Source organism: Actinokineospora terrae, assembly GCF_900111175.1.
Classification (GTDB): domain Bacteria; phylum Actinomycetota; class Actinomycetes; order Mycobacteriales; family Pseudonocardiaceae; genus Actinokineospora; species Actinokineospora terrae.
In genome coordinates this window covers 95,800-111,261 of the sequence record NZ_FOGI01000012.1, presented here as the reverse complement: position 1 = coordinate 111,261, position 15,462 = coordinate 95,800, and the positions used below count along the sequence as shown (strand labels likewise).

Sequence of the window (15,462 nt, the reverse complement as noted above, 5' to 3'; positions counted from 1 at the left end):
CGGCATCGTGACCTCAGTGGACTCCCGGGCATCGGCCCGCCTGCTCACCGCGGGACCCGACGTGCTGGGTGTGGCCCTCGCCGGGCTCGCCGCGGCGCGGGACCCGCGTCCGCTCGTCCTGGTGCTCGCCGCCGGGCTGGTCGGGTGTCTGGTTCTGCGGCCGCGGTGGGTGTTGGGGTTGGTGGGGATCCTGTGGGTGACGCTGCTGGTCGTGACGCCGGGGGCGGTGTGGTTCGCCTTTCCCTTCTACTTCCTGCTGCTGCGCGCGCTGCCGATCCGGGTCGCCGCGGGGGCCGTCGCGGTGACCGGGGTTGTGGCCGTGGCGGGGTTCGGGTGGCACCAGCACGTGCTGTCTATAGGTACTGTCATCGGCCCGCTGCTCGGTGGGGCGGTCGCGGTGGCCGTTGTCGTTGTCTATCGCGAGAGCGAACGGCGCCGCGAGTTGACCGTGGAGCTCGCTGCCGCTGAGCGTGCCGCTGGGGTCTTGGCCGAACGCGAGCGATTGGCCAGGGAGGTGCACGACACGCTGGCGCAGAGCCTGTCCAGCATCCACCTCCTGCTCAGCGCCGCCCAACGGGGCGACACCGCCCGGCACGTCGACGCCGCCAAGGCCGCCGCGGCGGACGCACTGGCCGAGGCGAGGCGGTTCGTCCGCGATCAGAACCCGCCCACACTCGACGGCGGCTCCCTCCCCGACGCACTACGCCAAGCCTGCGCCGCGACCACCACGGCGTCCGGCCTCGCCGTGCACTGCCACGTCACCGGCACCGAGGTAGACCTACCCGCCACCCACCAACTCGCCATCCTCCGCGTAGCCCAATCCGCCCTCGGCAACGTCATCAACCACGCCAACGCCACCGAGGTCCAGGTCACCCTCAGCTACCTCGACACCGAGGTGACCCTCGACGTGGTCGACAACGGCCGGGGAATCCCCACCACCACACCCCCGACCCCCAACCGCGGCTACGGCATCGCCACCATGCGAGCCAGAGCCCGCGCCCTGGCGGGCGACCTCGTCATCGAGTCCGACCCCGGCCAGGGCACCGCCATCGCCATCACGCTGCCGGTGCCCGCGTGATCCGGGTCCTCGTCGCCGATGACCACCCCGTCGTCCGCTCGGGCCTGCGGGCCGTGGTGCACGGTGAGCCGGACCTCGTGGTCACCGTCGAGGTCGCGACTGCCGAGGAGGCTGTGCGGCAGGCGGGGTCGGTCGACGTGGTGCTGATGGACCTGCGGTTCGGCGACGGCATGTCCGGGGCCCAGGCCACCGCCGCCATCACCTCCGCGCCCGCTGGTCCCAGGGTCCTGGTGCTCACCACCTACGACACCGACGCCGACATCCTCGCCGCCATCGAGGCCGGGGCGACCGGGTACCTGCTCAAGGACGCCCCGCCCGAGGACCTCGCCGCCGCCATCCGGGCGGCCGCCCAGGGCCGGTCCGCGCTGGCCCCCGCGGTCGCGGCCCGGCTGATGGACCGGGTGCGCGACCCGGGCACCACGCTGTCCGCGCGGGAGACTGAAGTTCTGGGTCTGGTCGCCGATGGACTGTCCAACCTGGCGATCAGCAGACGGCTGCACCTGAGCCAGGCCACGGTGAAATCGCACCTGGTGCACGTCTACGCCAAGCTCGGCGTCGACTCCCGCACCGCCGCCGTGGCCGTGGCCACCTCGCGCGGGCTCATCCGGCGTCACCCGGTATGACCTGAAATCCCCGGCGCAAAGCCTCAGGGGGCACCGGTGGCCGCCGATGAAGCCGTCGACACCGGACCTGGAAGCGTGGTGGAGTGTGGAAGACTTCGATGATGTGGTCCAGGAATTCCTGGTCGAGTCCTACGAGAACCTCGACCAGTTGGACCAAGACCTCGTCGCGCTCGAGCGCGACCCAACGGCCCGTGACCGACTCGCGAGTGTTTTCCGCACCATTCACACCATCAAGGGCACCAGCGGGTTCCTCGCGTTCGCGAAGCTGGAGCAGGTGACGCACGCTGGTGAGTCGCTGCTGGCCCGGCTGCGTGATGGCGCGCAGACCCTCGACCGCCGGGGGGCCGACGTCCTCCTGCGCGTCGTCGACGTCGTCCGCGCCCTGCTGGCGCAGATCGAGCGCGACGGCCAAGAGGGCGACATGGAGCTCGAGGACGTGATCGCGGAGGTCGAGGCGTGCATCGCCGGTGCCCCCGCGCCCGCTGCCGCCGCCAAGCCGACCCAGGAGCCGGTCGCCGAGACCGACGCCGAGGTCGCGCCCAAGGCCGACGCCGAGCCTGCGCAGGCCCCGGTCGCCGAGGCCGCCCCCGCGCAGCCGGAGACCCCCGAGGCCGCCACCCCGGCGCCCGCGGAGGAAGCCGCCGCCAGCCGCAGGGGTGTCGCCGACACCTCCGTGCGCGTCGACGTCGACCTGCTCGACAAGCTGATGCGCCTGGTCGGCGAGCTCGTGCTGACCCGCAACCAGATGGTGCGGGCCACCGAGCACGCCGGTGACCACACGATGAGCCGGGCCGCCCAGCGGCTCAACCTCATCACCAGCGAGCTGCAGGAAGGGGTCATGAAGACCCGCATGCAGCCCATCAGCCACCTGTGGTCGAAGCTGCCCCGGGTCGTCCGCGACCTGAGCAACTCCGTCGGCCGCCAGGTGCGCCTGGAGCTCGAGGGCGCCGAGACCGAGCTGGACCGCAGCCTCCTGGAGGCCGTCAAGGACCCGCTGACCCACCTCGTGCGCAACGCCGTCGACCACGGCCTGGAGTCCCCCGCGGACCGGGTCAAGGCGGGCAAGAGCCCCGAGGGCACGCTGACCCTGCGCGCCTACCACGAGCACGGCCACGTCGTGGTCGAGGTCGCCGACGACGGCAAGGGCGTCGACCCGAAGCTCATCGGCGCCACCGCGGTCAAGCGCGGTCTGCTCACCGCCGAGCAGGTCGCGGCCATGGACACCGACGAGGTGCTCCGCCTGGTGTTCCGGGCGGGCTTCTCCACCGCCGCCAAGGTCAGCAACGTCTCCGGCCGCGGCGTCGGCATGGACGTCGTGCGCACCAACCTGGAGGCCATCGGCGGCGCGGTCGACCTGCGCTCGGTGGTCGGCAAGGGCACCACCTGGCGCCTGACCATCCCGCTCACCCTGGCCATCGTGCAGGCGCTGATCGTGGAGAGCGACAACGAGCGCTACGTGCTGCCGCAGATGTCGGTCCGCGAGCTCGTCTCGGTCGAGGGCCAGACCTCCGCGCGCATCGAGTACGTCTCCGGAGCCCCGGTCTGCCGCCTGCGCGGCAAGCTGCTGCCGCTGGTCCGGCTCACCGAGGCGCTCGGCGGCAAGGCCGCGCGCCCCGAGGAGAACGGCGAGGCCATCTACATCGCGGTGCTCAACGGCGAGGGCCACGAGTTCGGCCTGGTCGTCGACCGGGTGCTCACCACCGAGGAGGTCGTGGTCAAGCCGCTGGCCAGCCACCTCAAGGACGTCGGCTGCTACGCCGGGGCCACCATCCTCGGCGACGGCAGGGTCTCGCTGATCCTCGACGTGCTGGCGCTGGCCCGCAACGCCCACCTCGGCAACGCCGAGCGGGCCGCCGCTGCCGCCGCCGCGATGGCCGAGGTCAAGCCGGAGACCCGCGACCGGCTGCTGGTCACCAGGGTCAGCGACCGCCGCGTCGCGATCCCGCTGAGCATGGTCACCCGGCTCGAGGAGTTCCCGGTGCAGGCCGTGGAGCGCGTCGGCAGCCGCGAGGTCGTCCAGTACCGGGGCCAGATCCTGCCGGTGCTGCGCCTCTCGGGCCTGCTCGGCTCGTGGTCGGAGGACGTCTCCGACACCGTGCCCGCGGTCGTGTACTCCTCGGGCGGCCACTCGGTGGCCCTCGCGGTGGACGGGATCCTCGACATCGTCGACGACACCGCCCCGCACGGCCCGTCCGACGGTGACGGCCTCTCCGGCTCCACCGTGATCGACGACAAGGTCACCGAGCTGCTGGACATGCGTCGGGCCATCATGGCCGCCGACCCGGACTTCCAGCTGCCCGAGTTCGTGACCCGTGACTACGTGGAGGCGTCGTGAGTTCCGTCCGGTACGCCACCTTCGAGGTGGCAGGCCAGCTCTTCGGCCTGGAGGTCAGCGAGGTCCAGGAGGTGCTCGCGTTCTCCGAGTACACCCCGGTACCGCTCGCCCCCGGTCACGTCGGCGGTCTGTTCAACCTGCGCGGCCAGGTCATCGCGGCGCTGGACCTGCGGGTCCGCCTCGGTGAGCCCGCCCAGGAGCGCACCGGCCCGGCGATGAACGTCATCGTCCGCACCGACGAGGAGTCGGTCAGCCTGCTGGTCGACCGCATCGGCGACGTGGTCGAGCTGGAGCCCACCGCGGCCGAGCCGATCCCGGACACCCTGTCCGGCCCGGCCCGCGAGCTGATCACCGCGGCGTTCCCGCTGGCCGACCGGCTGATGCTGGCGCTCGACGCCAGGGCTGCCGTCCGCGGCAGCGAGGCCGCCTGACAGGCACACCCCCCGGAGGCTCCGGGGCCCACGGGCCCCGGAGCCTCCGCTCAGGCGGCAGGTCCGCCTCCCCTTCTTCCTCCCACTCCACAGCTCAGCCGCGGTCGACCGCGGCACCAGGGAAGGGCTCACGCAGATGGCTGACTCGACCACCACGGCCGAATCCGGCGCTCGCCGCGGCGGTGTCGGCAGGTACCTCGCCGACCGCTCGCTCGCCACCAAGATCTTCGCCGCCATCGCGCTGCCCGCCGTGGTCGCCATCGGCGTCGGGGTCCAGGGCATCGTCGCCACCGACAGCGGCGCCGACACCTCGGCCAGGTTGGGCAAGAACGCCGCCGCCGTCGGCGCCATCAGCAACTTCAACGGTGCCGCGATCACCGCCATCCAGCACCTGCTGAGCTCCTTCATCAGCACCGACGCCCTGCGGGTGCAGAAGGAGGTCAGCGACACCACCGCGGCCATCGGCGTGCTCGACGGCGCGCTGCAGAAGTTCCAGCAGGGCATCGAGGCCGACCCCGAGTACAGCGCGGTGCCGCTGGCGACGGTCAAGCGCGCCATCAACAACCTCGACCGGGTCGCCTCGGTCGTCGAGGAGCAGGTCTTCCCGGCCGCCCTCGCCGGTCAGTCCCAGGTCGCCCTGGCCCGCTACAACAACCAGGCCGGTCCCGCGCTCGACGACCTCGGCAACGACCTCGTCGAGATGCAGAAGGTCGAGCTGGCCGCGGTCGGCACCGAGGTCGCCGACGCCGCCACCGCGAGCGACACCGCCCGCTACACCACGCTGGTGCTGCTCGGCGCGGGCCTGCTGCTGGCGCTGCTGGTCGGCTGGCTGATCATCCGCGGCATCACCCGCTCGGTGCGCGGGGTATCCAGCGTGCTGGAGTCGGTCGCGCACGGCGACCTCACCCGCAAGGTCGACGTCCGCTCCAGCGACGAGGTCGGCGTCATGGCCGCCGCGCTCAACACCGCCACCGCGAGCATGCACGACACCGTCACCGCCATCACCGACGGCATCCAGTCCCTCGAGGGCGCCACCCAGGACATGGCCACCATCGCGGGCCGGGTCAGCGACAGCACCGGCGAGACCTCGGCCCAGGCCGGTGTCGTCTCCGCCGCCGCCGAGCAGGTCGCGCTCAACGTGCAGACCGTGGCCACCGGCGCGGACGAGATGTCGGCCTCGATCAAGGAGATCGCGCAGTCGGCCAACGAGGCCGCCGGTGTCGCCGGTCAGGCCGTGTCGGTCGCCGCCGCGACCAACAGCACGGTCGCCAAGCTGGGCGAGTCGTCGATGGAGATCGGCAACGTCGTCAAGGTCATCACCTCGATCGCGGAGCAGACCAACCTGCTCGCCCTCAACGCCACCATCGAGGCCGCCCGGGCGGGTGACGCGGGCAAGGGCTTCGCCGTGGTCGCCAACGAGGTCAAGGAGCTCGCGCAGGAGACCGCCAAGGCGACCGAGGACATCTCGCGCCGGGTGGAGATGATCCAGGCCGACACGTCCAACGCGGTCAACGCGATCGACGAGATCTCCGAGATCATCGGTCGGATCAACGACTTCCAGCTGACCATCGCCTCGGCGGTGGAGGAGCAGACCGCGACCACGACCGAGATGAACCGCAACGTCGGCGAGGCCGCCGCGGGTGTCTCCGAGATCGCCGCCAACATCGCCGGTGTCGCCGACGGCGCCACCACCGCGACCAACAGCATCAGCGAGTCCAACCAGGCGATGCAGGCCCTGACCAGGCTCTCCGCCCAGCTGCAGGACCAGGTCAACCGTTTCACGACCTGACCGGGTCGCGATCACCGGTGCGTCACCGGGTGCTCGCCTCCCCGCTCGACCAGGCGGCGCCGTCCCTCACCCCCCAGGGACGGCGCCGTCGCTGTGTGTAATGGTTCACCCGATTTGGTGCTGTTTCCGTAATCGAGGGTGCATACTCACTCGGGTGTACAGCCTCGTCAGCGCCCCCGTGTTGGGCTTCGACCTCACCCGGATGGTTGGCGGCCCAGCGACGGCGGAGATCCTGCTGACGCTGCTGAGCCGCACGACCGCCGACGTGGAGGCCATCGCCGAGCGCGCCGCGCCCCCGTCCCCCGCGCTCAGCCTCGCCCGCTCGCACGCGCTCGCCGCGGCCAGCGAACTGCCCAGCGTGCGCGACCTTTCCGGCCCGTCCGCGGTCACCCTGCTGCAACACGCCCCGATCGGGTCGCTGGCCGGGCTGCTGCACTGCGTGCGCACCGACGTCCTGGTGCCCGACCGCGACACCTTCCCGCCCGGCACCGCGCCCGAGCCCCCCGACGGCGCGATCGCCCTGGTCACCGACGCGGTCTGCGCGACCTACCTGCGCCAGCACCTCACCGACGTCGACCGCAGGGTGCTCGGCGCCGCCTGGGTCGCGGCCACCCGCGACCTGCCGGAGGCCAGTCCCCACCTCGGCCCCACCCACGACCTGGTGCACCGGCTGCTGGCGCGCATCCGCGCCGCGCACCCCGCCGAGGTCAGGGCCCTGGCCGTCTCGGCGGACCGGATGCGCGCCGAGCAGCAGGACTGGTCGGCCGCCATGCACTCCTCGGCCTGGGCCGTGCACGTCGCGGGCCGCATCCGTGAAGCCGCGGCGGCGCAACTGCTGCTGGTCCGCGCGGTCGACCTGGCCGGGGTCACCCTCGACGACCGGGCCAGCGGCGTGTGGAACGTGCTCAGCGGCGCCGTGCAGGCGCTGATGGTGCGCGACCTCGTGGACTCGGCCTCCGCGCAAGAACTCCTGGTCCCCTGCCTCGCGGCTTTTGGCCCCGACTGGCTTGTGCAGGCCGACTAAGCACATAACTCCAGGTGACCCGATCGGCTGAACCGTCCACTCAGGATCAGCCGGTCGGGTCATCCGGCTGTGGTGGCGCGACAACTCAACAGCGCGGATTTACTGTGATTGGCGTGAGAACTCGGCCGGGGCGACCGCTCAGGACCGGGCGGGTGCGGCCGATGCCACGGTTGTCGCGGAGGCCGGGTGCCTCCGCCGCCGACCCTGGAGGCCCACGTGATCTCAGTACTGGTGGTGGACGACTCGGTGGTGATTCGCCGACTCGTCACCGACGTGCTGTCCGCGGACCCGAAGGTGCGAGTCGTGGGGACCGCGCCGAACGGGCAGATCGCGCTGGCCAAGATCGCCCAGCTCAAGCCGGACGTGGTGACCCTGGACGTGGAGATGCCCGTCCTCAACGGGGTCGAGACCGTCCGCGAGCTGCGCAAGACCAACCCCACCCTGCCGGTCATCATGTTCTCCACGATGACCAGCGACGGCGCCGAGGCGACTGTGGCCGCGCTGGCCGCGGGCGCGACCGACTACGTCACCAAGCCCGCGAACGCCGGTAGCGTCAACAAGGCGGTCACCGAGGTGCGCGAGCAGCTGCTGCCGCGCATCCACGCGCTGTGCGGCAAGCCCGCCTACGTCGCGCAGCCGCTGCGCCCGACGACCGCGGTCAAGCGCCCGCCCGCGAACACCGGTCCGCGCAAGCCCGTCCAGGCCGTCCTCATCGGATCGTCCACCGGCGGCCCCGAGGCGCTGCGCACCGTCCTCACCAGACTTCCCGGCACGCTGCCGGTCCCGGTGCTCGTCGCCCAGCACATGCCCCCCGTCTTCACCACCATGCTCGCCCGCCGCATCGACCAGGAGGCCGCGTTGCACGTGGTCGAGGCGCGCGACGGCGAGCCGCTGCTGCCCGGCACCGTCTACATCGCACCGGGCGGGCGGCACATGGAAGCCGCGAAGACCCCCGGTGGCGCCAAGGTCCGGTTGCACGACGGGCCGATGGAGAACCACTGCCGACCCGCCGTCGACGTGCTGTTCCGCTCTTGCGCGCGCGTCTACGGCTCAGCCTCCCTGGCCGTCATGCTCACCGGCATGGGTCAGGACGGAAAGCGCGGTACCGAGGAGCTCGTGGCCCTCGGTGCCGGAGTACTGGCCCAGGACCAGGCCACCTCGGTGGTCTGGGGCATGCCTGGGGCCGTTGTCAGCGCGGGCTTGGCCGACGCGGTACTGCCGCTCGGCCTCATCGCGGAGAACATCGTCGCCCGCTTGCCCGCATCGGCGGCGGCTACAGGAAGGGAGGTGGCGCGGTGGAAATGACCCCGGCGCTGTTCGGCTTCGTGGCCGATCTCGTCTACCGAGAAGCCGGCATGGTCCTGCGCCCCGGTAAGGAATACCTGGTCGAGTCCAGGCTCAAGCCGGTGGCCAAGGCCACCGGGCACGACACGGTCGGCTCCCTGGCCAACGCACTGCGCACCTCGAACGCCGCGCTGCGCACCCAGGTCGTCGAGGCGCTCACGATCAACGAGACCTCCTGGTTCCGCGACCGCGAGCCCTTCACCGCGCTGACCGACACGATCCTGCCCGACGTGCTCGCCAAGTCCACCCGCCCGGTGCGGATCTGGTCGGCGGCGTGCTCGAGCGGCCAGGAGCCCTACAGCATCGCCATCACCCTGGAGAAGGCCCTCCCGGCCGGTCGCGGCTACCAGATCATGGGCAGCGACCTGTCCGAGGAGATGTTGCGCCGCTCGCGTGCGGGCAGGTTCAACCAGTTGGAGGTCAACCGCGGCCTGCCCGCGACCGACCTGGTGACCTACTTCCAGCGCGCGGGCGCGGAGTGGGAGGCTGTCCCGAGGATCCGGCAGAACCTGTCGTTCCAGCGGGTCAACCTCTGCGCGCCGCTGCCACCCATGCCGAAGTTCGACGTGGTGTTCCTGCGCAACGTGCTCATCTACTTCGAACCGGAGACCAAGCGCGCGGTGCTCGACCGCGTGCGGCAGGTGCTCAACCCCGGTGGGTGGCTCCTGCTCGGAGCCGCCGAGTCCACTGTGGGCATCGACTCCGTGTTCGAGCGGGTACCCGTTGGACGGACCGCCATCTACCGGGCACCCGCCCGAGAACGCCAATTGGTGAAAGAGGTGACGCAGTGCTAGGGATTGTGATCGATGATTCCCGGGCCATGCGCAAGATTCTCCGCGGCCTGTTGGCCGACCTCGGGTTCGAGGTTCTGGAGGCGGGCAACGGTCGGGAGGCACTGGATCTGCTCCAGAGCACTGGCCGGGTGCCCGACCTGGCGCTGGTCGACTGGAACATGCCGGTGATGAACGGCCTCGAGTTCGTCATCGAGGTCCGCAAGATCACCGAGATGCGTCAGATGACGCTGATGATGGTGACCACCGAGAGCGAGCACGGGCAGATCGTCCGCGCGCTGGCCGCCGGTGCGCACGAGTACGTGATCAAGCCGTTCACCCGTGACGGCATCATTGACAAGCTGGCCCTCCTCGGGCTCGTCCCGGCGGGGGTGTCCTCATGACCAACGATGTGTCTACCGCAGTCGAGGTCGATCTCGACATGATCGCCGAGCAGGTGTGGTCGGCGTTCCTCAACGGCGGCGAGGAGGAGACGGTCTACGCCGACTCCGACTCCGGTGCCGGTGTCGAGCTCGCCGCCTCGGTCGCCATGGTCGGCGCGTACGAGGGTCACCTGGTCGTGTCCTGCTCGCACAAGGCTTCCCGCGACGTGGCCTCCGTGCTGTTCGCGATGGAGCCCGAAGAGGTCACCGCCGACGACGTCGGCGACGCACTCGGCGAGCTGGCCAACGTCCTCGGCGGTAACGTCAAGAGCGTGCTCCCGTCCCCGTCGCAGCTCTCCCTCCCGAGGGTCTCGGCGACCGCGCACGAGCGCTGGCCGGGAACCGTCGAGGTGTGCCGGACCGTCGTCCGGTGGCGCGACGAGCCGTACGTGGTGACCTTGCTCAGCGGTGGTCCCGGTGGTTCCCACAACGCACAGGAGGCGTGAGCTATGAAAATCCTGGTCGCTGACGACAGCAGGGTCATGCGCCAGATCGTGATCAGGACCCTGCGCCAAGCCGGGTTCGAGGACCACGACATCGTCGAGGCGCCCGACGGCGCCGCGGCGCAGGACACCGTCGCGAGCGAGAACCCCGACCTCGTCCTGTCGGACTGGAACATGCCCAACATGTCGGGTATCGAGCTGCTGCACGCGTTGCGCGCCAGCGGGAACACGGTACCCTTCGCCTTCGTCACCTCCGAGTGCTCGGACGAGATGATCGCCAAGGCCGAGGCGGGCGGTGCCCTGTTCCTGATCAGCAAGCCGTTCACCGCGGAGACCTTCCGCGAGCGGCTCTCCGACATCTTGGGGTAGCGAATGACCGAAGCTCTGCCGGAACCCAAGAAGGTCCTCGACACGTTGAAGGGCCTCCTCGGCAGGGAGGTCACCGTCAACGTGACCGACCCCGCCGGTGACGCGCCCGTTGCTGCTGTGTACCAGCACAACGACCAGTCGCTGGCCGGGGTCATCGGTTTCGACCTGCCACTGGCGGCCAACACGGCCGCCGCGATGGGCCTCGTCCCCCCTGGGGGCGCCGAGGCGTGCGTCGAGGACGGTGAGCTCTCGCCGCTGCTCACCGACATCCTCGGCGAGGTCAGCAACATCCTCACCGGGATGTTCAACGTCCCCGGCAGGCCGCACGTGAAGTTCCACGCGCTGCACACCTCCGCGGCCGAGGTGCCCGCCGACGTCCGGTCGCACCTGGCCGCGCTGGGCAACCGGCTCGACCTGACGGTGGGCATCGCGGGGTACAAGGGCGGCGTGATGTCCATCGTGGTCCCGCTGAATTAGTCCACTCAGGATAGTTCACCCCCGTAGCGGCGTGTCGCCGCTCGGTTGGGTGAATCCCAGCCGCGAATGTGTGCGCTGGGTGCACAACGGGGACTCCCCGACGGCAGGCCGCCAGGCCGGGGCCTGCCACACCAGACCGGACTACCCGCTGGGTAGCCGAAACCGGTGTGCCGACGCCTCGCGAGTGCGGTCGTCGCCCCCCTCGGGGCGACGACCCACTAGCGGTTCGTCGTTCCCTCGGCGATGCTCAACCGAGGGAATGCTCAGTACCGCTCCACCGCGGCCGATGAACGGTCCGACGTGGAGCCAGGAAGGCAGCACGACGAGGCCACGGAACGGCCGCACACCGGATATCCGGGATGGACGATGAACTCACGGCGGTTGAGCCAGTTCGCGGTACCCGCGGGCGTCATCATGATCATCGTGTTGATGGTCGTGCCGATGCCGACGTTCCTGCTGGACATGTTCATCGTGCTCAACATCGCCCTGGCGCTGCTGATCGTGCTGATCAGCATGCAGGTCCGCAAGCCGCTGGAGTTCTCGGTCTTCCCGTCGATCCTGCTGCTGGCCACCCTCTTCCGGCTCGCGCTCAACATCAGCGCCACCCGGCTCGTGCTGCTCGACGGCGACGCGGGCGCGGTCATCGGCGCCTTCGGCCACGCGGTGGTCGGCGGCTCGCTGGTGGTCGGCCTGGTCGTGTTCTTCATCCTCATCGTCATCCAGTTCGCCGTCATCACCAACGGCGCGGGCCGCGTCGCCGAGGTCGGCGCCCGGTTCACCCTCGACGCGATGCCCGGCAAGCAGATGGCCATCGACGCCGACCTCAACGCCGGGCTCATCGACGAGCCCGAGGCGCGCAGGCGCCGCCAGGAGGTCACCGCCGAGGCCGACTTCTACGGCGCGATGGACGGTGCCTCCAAGTTCGTCAAGGGCGACGCCATCGCCGCGGTCGTCATCACCCTGATCAACCTCATCGGTGGCTTCTCGGTCGGCCTGATCCAGAAGGGCATGGCCCCCACCGACGCCATCAACACCTACAGCCTGCTGACCGTCGGCGACGGCCTGGTCTCCCAGATCCCCGCCCTGCTGCTCTCGGTCGCCACCGGCCTCATCGTGACCCGCGCCGCGGGCGACCAGAACATGGGCTCGCTGGTCTCCAGCCAGTTCGGCGCCAACCGGATGGCCATGCGCATCGGCGGCATCTCGCTGCTCGCGCTGTCGCTGATGCCCGCCATGCCGATGCTGCCGTTCCTGCTCGTCGGCGGCGGCCTGATCATCGCCTCCACCCGCGGCCCCAAGCCCGGCGAGGAGGTCGTCGAGACCAGCGAGTCCACCGAGATCGCCGAGACCGCGCCGGACGCCACCGAGGCGCTCATCGCCGAGATGCGGGTCGACCCGCTGGAACTGGCGCTGGCCACCGACTTGGTCGACCTTGTCGACGCCGCGGGCGGCGACCTGCTCGACCGGGTCCGCGCGCTGCGCCGCAAGATCGCACTGGAACTGGGCGTGGTCATGCCGCCCGTGCGCACCCGCGACGACCTCGACCTCCCGCTGTCGTCCTACGTCATCCGCATCAACGGCGCCGACGTGGCCCGCGGCTTCGCCCCACCGGGCACCGTCCTGGCCATCGGCGACGACCTCGACGCGCTGCCCGGCCGCGCGGGCACCGAGCCGGTGTTCGGCCTGGCGGGCAAGTGGGTCCCGGCCGAGCTGCGCCACCAGGCCGAGGCCCTGGGCGCCACCGTCGTCGACCGCGCCTCCGTCCTGGTCACCCACCTGGCCGAGGTCACCCGCACGCACGCGGGCCGCCTGCTGGGCCGGGAGAACGTCCGCGCGCTCACCGACGTCGTGCGCCGCACCCACCCGGTCGTCGTCGAGGAGCTCACGCCAGCGCTGATGAGCCTGGGCGAGATCCAGCGCGTGCTGCACCGCCTGCTCGACGAGGGCGTCCCGATCCGCGACCTGGTCGGCATCTACGAGGCGCTCTCGCCGGCGGCCAAGGCCGGGGCCGACATCGACCGGCTGGTCGAGGCCGCCCGCGCCGCGCTGGGCCCGGCCATCGCCGCCCGGCTCGCCGTGGACGGGGTGCTCTCGGTCATCACCCTCGACCCCCGCGTCGAGCAGACGCTGCTGGAGAGCCTGCGGGTCACCGAGATGGGCGACCGGCTCGCGGTGGACACGGGCACGCTCGAGTCGCTCGTCGGCGATGTCGCCGGGCTCTCGAGCCGGGCGGAGAGCCAGGGCCAGGCCGCTGTGCTCGCCTGCGCGCCCCGGCTGCGCACGCCCCTCTACCGCCTGGTGCACGCCGCCGTGCCGCGGCTGGCCGTGCTGTCGTATTCCGAGCTGTCCGGTGGTACCCACCGGATAGAGACAGTCGGGGTGGTGAACAGTGGCTACACGCTTGCTGCTTGAGGGACCTGACCTGGAAGCGCTGCTCGACCGCGTGCGCACCGAGCACGGTGCCGACGCGCGCATCGTCTCCGCCGACCGCCTGCGCAAGGGCGGCGTGGCGGGGTTCTTCTCCAAGCAGTGGTTCGAGATCGGCGTCGAGGTTCCCGACCCAGGCGATCCGGAGGTACCCCGTGAGCAGGTGTTGTCCGTGGCCGACCTGATGGAGCTGGCCGACAAGGAGGACATGGCCGCCGTCGGCGAGAGCGCCCCGGTCGACGAGCTCGTCGACCGGGTGCCGGAGCAGCGCCTGGGTGTCGCCGAGCAGGAGCCCGCCGGGACCACCGCGGGCGACCCGTTCGCGCGGTTCTTCGCCGAGGCCGGGGGTCCGGTGGCGCGCGCGAACGGTGCCGAGCAGCTCTCCGCCGCGCAGGCGCGGGCAGCGGGTCCGGCGCCGCGCGGGCAGAGCCCGGGGGAGTGGGCCAAGGCCGTGCGCCCACGCGAGGGCGCGCAGACGCCGCCGTCGCGGCCCGCCGAGCCCGCCGCGCTGCGCCCGGCCGGGATGACCGCCGCGCAGCGGGAGGCGGACGCGCGGCTGCGGGCCGCCGTGCTCGGCGAGCGGATCGCCGACAAGTCCGAAGTGGACGAGATGACCGACGAGCAGCTGCGCGAGGTGCTGCTCGGCGCCACCACCGCGCCGCCGCGGCCCAACGGGGTCCGGCCTGCCGAGTTCCCGTCCGTGCAGCGGCCGGTCGACGGCGCGCGCCGGGTGTTCGAGGCGCAGCCGGTCATCGACGACGAGCCGGACGAGCCCGCCGCCGACGCGGTGGCCGGGGATTCGGCCGAGCCGGTTGAGTCCCTTGTGGACTTCCACGACATGCTGGTGCCGCCGAGGATGCCGTCCTCGACCGCCCGGCACGCGCTGCCGGACGAGGACGTCGACACCGCCTTCGCCGAGCCGATCTCGATCGAGGAGGCCTCCGACGACCCGGCCTGGCCGACCGCCGACGAGCCGCGGCTGGTCACCGACGCCCGGCCCCGGCCGCGGCGCCGGTGGGACACCCCGGTGCCCACCGACCTGCTGGTCGCGTTGCCCGGCAAGGTGATCGTCGTCGCAGGGGCGCTGCAGGAGGCCACCGCGGCCGCCGAGTGGATCTGCCAGAAGATGCGGCTGGGTCCCGGTGCCGTCCAGGTCGCCGGGCCGGACCAGGTGGGTCGCGGCCGGGTGCTGGGCCCCGAGCACGCCGCCGAGTTGGCCTACGACCTCAAGCGCAACCCCGTGCCGTCCGTGGTGGCCATCGCCGCCGCGGTGGAGGACCCGGACGGTGGCCGCTGGGCCGGTGCGGTCGCCAAGGCGCTGGGCGCCCGGCACATCGTCGCCGCCGTCGACGCCACCCGCAAGACCGCCGACCTGCGCAGGCACTTGGCCGACCTGGGCGGCGTCGACGCCCTCGCCGTGCACGGCGCCACCGCCAGCGCCGACCCGGACTCCGTCCGCGAACTCGGCCTGCCCATCCTCACCATCGACGGCGTGCCCCCGAGCACCGCAGGCCACCGGAGGACCTGATGTTCCGCTACTCCACCCTGGCCGCCGCCGCCCTGATGGCCTCCCCGTCCCTGTGGTCCGCCTTCGTCCTGGGCACCCTGGACCCCACTGACGCCATCGTCCGCCTCCTCATCGCGGTCCCGGTAGCCGCCATCCTCCTCGCCATCCCCCGCGCCGCCTTCGACCGCTACGCCCGCAACCTCCCAGCCCGAGAACTCCCCGCCGCGCCGACCATGCTCCAGGCCACCACCACCCGCGCCGACCGCGCGGGCTGACCCTCACCGCGAACACGACAGAGGCCAGGACCCGATGGGGTCCTGGCCTCCGTCGTTCTGGTCGCAGCCGCCCGCTCGAGGTTGCATCCGGCGCAGGAGAGGCCGGTGGGGTCGGAGAAGGGGTGGC

Annotated in this window: 15 protein-coding genes; all 15 read left to right on the top strand. The window is 71.6% G+C overall.

Annotated features, from left to right (window positions below; genetic code table 11):
- Window positions 1–7: 7 nt before the first annotated feature.
- A complete protein-coding gene (locus tag BMY07_RS25990) occupies window positions 8–1,078 on the top strand; it encodes a sensor histidine kinase (RefSeq protein WP_245782667.1) in 1,071 nt (356 codons plus the stop codon).
- Window positions 1,075–1,701, top strand: a complete 627-nt coding sequence (locus BMY07_RS25985; protein WP_092784110.1) for a response regulator — start codon at window positions 1,075–1,077, stop codon at window positions 1,699–1,701. Before BMY07_RS25990 ends, BMY07_RS25985 begins: the two co-directional genes overlap by 4 nt.
- Before the next feature lie 46 nt (window positions 1,702–1,747).
- Window positions 1,748–4,036 carry a chemotaxis protein CheW gene (locus BMY07_RS25980; protein ID WP_245782666.1) on the top strand — a complete coding sequence of 763 codons (2,289 nt, stop codon included), beginning with the start codon at window positions 1,748–1,750 and terminating at the stop codon, window positions 4,034–4,036.
- A complete protein-coding gene (locus BMY07_RS25975; RefSeq protein ID WP_092784107.1) occupies window positions 4,033–4,467 on the top strand; it encodes a chemotaxis protein CheW in 435 nt (144 codons plus the stop codon). The genes BMY07_RS25980 and BMY07_RS25975 overlap by 4 nt, the downstream gene beginning before the upstream one ends.
- 136 nt (window positions 4,468–4,603) lie before the next feature.
- Entirely contained in the window at window positions 4,604–6,256 is a 1,653-nt protein-coding gene (locus tag BMY07_RS25970; protein WP_092784104.1) for a methyl-accepting chemotaxis protein, read from the top strand.
- A 154-nt stretch (window positions 6,257–6,410) separates the two neighbouring features.
- Window positions 6,411–7,280 carry a hypothetical protein gene (locus BMY07_RS25965; protein WP_092784101.1) on the top strand — a complete coding sequence of 290 codons (870 nt, stop codon included), beginning with the start codon at window positions 6,411–6,413 and terminating at the stop codon, window positions 7,278–7,280.
- Between the two features lie 216 nt (window positions 7,281–7,496).
- A complete protein-coding gene (locus BMY07_RS25960) occupies window positions 7,497–8,585 on the top strand; it encodes a protein-glutamate methylesterase/protein-glutamine glutaminase (RefSeq protein ID WP_092784513.1) in 1,089 nt (362 codons plus the stop codon).
- On the top strand, window positions 8,582–9,418 hold the full coding sequence (locus tag BMY07_RS25955) for a CheR family methyltransferase (protein WP_092784097.1): 837 nt from the start codon (window positions 8,582–8,584) through the stop codon (window positions 9,416–9,418). Before BMY07_RS25960 ends, BMY07_RS25955 begins: the two co-directional genes overlap by 4 nt.
- Entirely contained in the window at window positions 9,412–9,798 is a 387-nt protein-coding gene (locus tag BMY07_RS25950) for a response regulator (protein ID WP_092784094.1), read from the top strand. Before BMY07_RS25955 ends, BMY07_RS25950 begins: the two co-directional genes overlap by 7 nt.
- Window positions 9,795–10,283, top strand: coding sequence for a chemotaxis protein CheX (locus BMY07_RS25945; RefSeq protein WP_245782664.1), 489 nt, complete (start codon window positions 9,795–9,797; stop codon window positions 10,281–10,283). Before BMY07_RS25950 ends, BMY07_RS25945 begins: the two co-directional genes overlap by 4 nt.
- A gap of 3 nt (window positions 10,284–10,286) precedes the next feature.
- On the top strand, window positions 10,287–10,649 hold the full coding sequence (locus BMY07_RS25940) for a response regulator (RefSeq protein WP_092784092.1): 363 nt from the start codon (window positions 10,287–10,289) through the stop codon (window positions 10,647–10,649).
- A 3-nt stretch (window positions 10,650–10,652) separates the two neighbouring features.
- On the top strand, window positions 10,653–11,126 hold the full coding sequence (locus BMY07_RS25935) for a hypothetical protein (RefSeq protein ID WP_092784089.1): 474 nt from the start codon (window positions 10,653–10,655) through the stop codon (window positions 11,124–11,126).
- Window positions 11,127–11,492: 366 nt separating this feature from the next.
- A complete protein-coding gene (locus BMY07_RS25930; RefSeq protein ID WP_092784086.1) occupies window positions 11,493–13,538 on the top strand; it encodes a flagellar biosynthesis protein FlhA in 2,046 nt (681 codons plus the stop codon).
- Window positions 13,516–15,081, top strand: coding sequence for a hypothetical protein (locus tag BMY07_RS34545; protein WP_177215772.1), 1,566 nt, complete (start codon window positions 13,516–13,518; stop codon window positions 15,079–15,081). The genes BMY07_RS25930 and BMY07_RS34545 overlap by 23 nt, the downstream gene beginning before the upstream one ends.
- Window positions 15,081–15,335, top strand: coding sequence for a hypothetical protein (locus BMY07_RS25920; protein WP_092784080.1), 255 nt, complete (start codon window positions 15,081–15,083; stop codon window positions 15,333–15,335). Before BMY07_RS34545 ends, BMY07_RS25920 begins: the two co-directional genes overlap by 1 nt.
- Window positions 15,336–15,462 lie beyond the last annotated feature (127 nt).

Excerpts from the sequence above, each read along its gene's own strand:
- BMY07_RS25970 (WP_092784104.1), top strand. The coding sequence starts at position 4,604 with ATGGCTGACTCGACCACCACGGCCGAATCCGGCGCTCGCCGCGGCGGT.
- BMY07_RS25945 (WP_245782664.1), top strand. The coding sequence starts at position 9,795 with ATGACCAACGATGTGTCTACCGCAGTCGAGGTCGATCTCGACATGATC.
- BMY07_RS25930 (WP_092784086.1), top strand. The coding sequence starts at position 11,493 with ATGAACTCACGGCGGTTGAGCCAGTTCGCGGTACCCGCGGGCGTCATC.
- BMY07_RS25955 (WP_092784097.1), top strand. The coding sequence starts at position 8,582 with ATGACCCCGGCGCTGTTCGGCTTCGTGGCCGATCTCGTCTACCGAGAA.
- BMY07_RS25920 (WP_092784080.1), top strand. The coding sequence starts at position 15,081 with ATGTTCCGCTACTCCACCCTGGCCGCCGCCGCCCTGATGGCCTCCCCG.
- BMY07_RS25980 (WP_245782666.1), top strand. The coding sequence starts at position 1,748 with ATGAAGCCGTCGACACCGGACCTGGAAGCGTGGTGGAGTGTGGAAGAC.
- BMY07_RS25940 (WP_092784092.1), top strand. The coding sequence starts at position 10,287 with ATGAAAATCCTGGTCGCTGACGACAGCAGGGTCATGCGCCAGATCGTG.
- BMY07_RS25935 (WP_092784089.1), top strand. The coding sequence starts at position 10,653 with ATGACCGAAGCTCTGCCGGAACCCAAGAAGGTCCTCGACACGTTGAAG.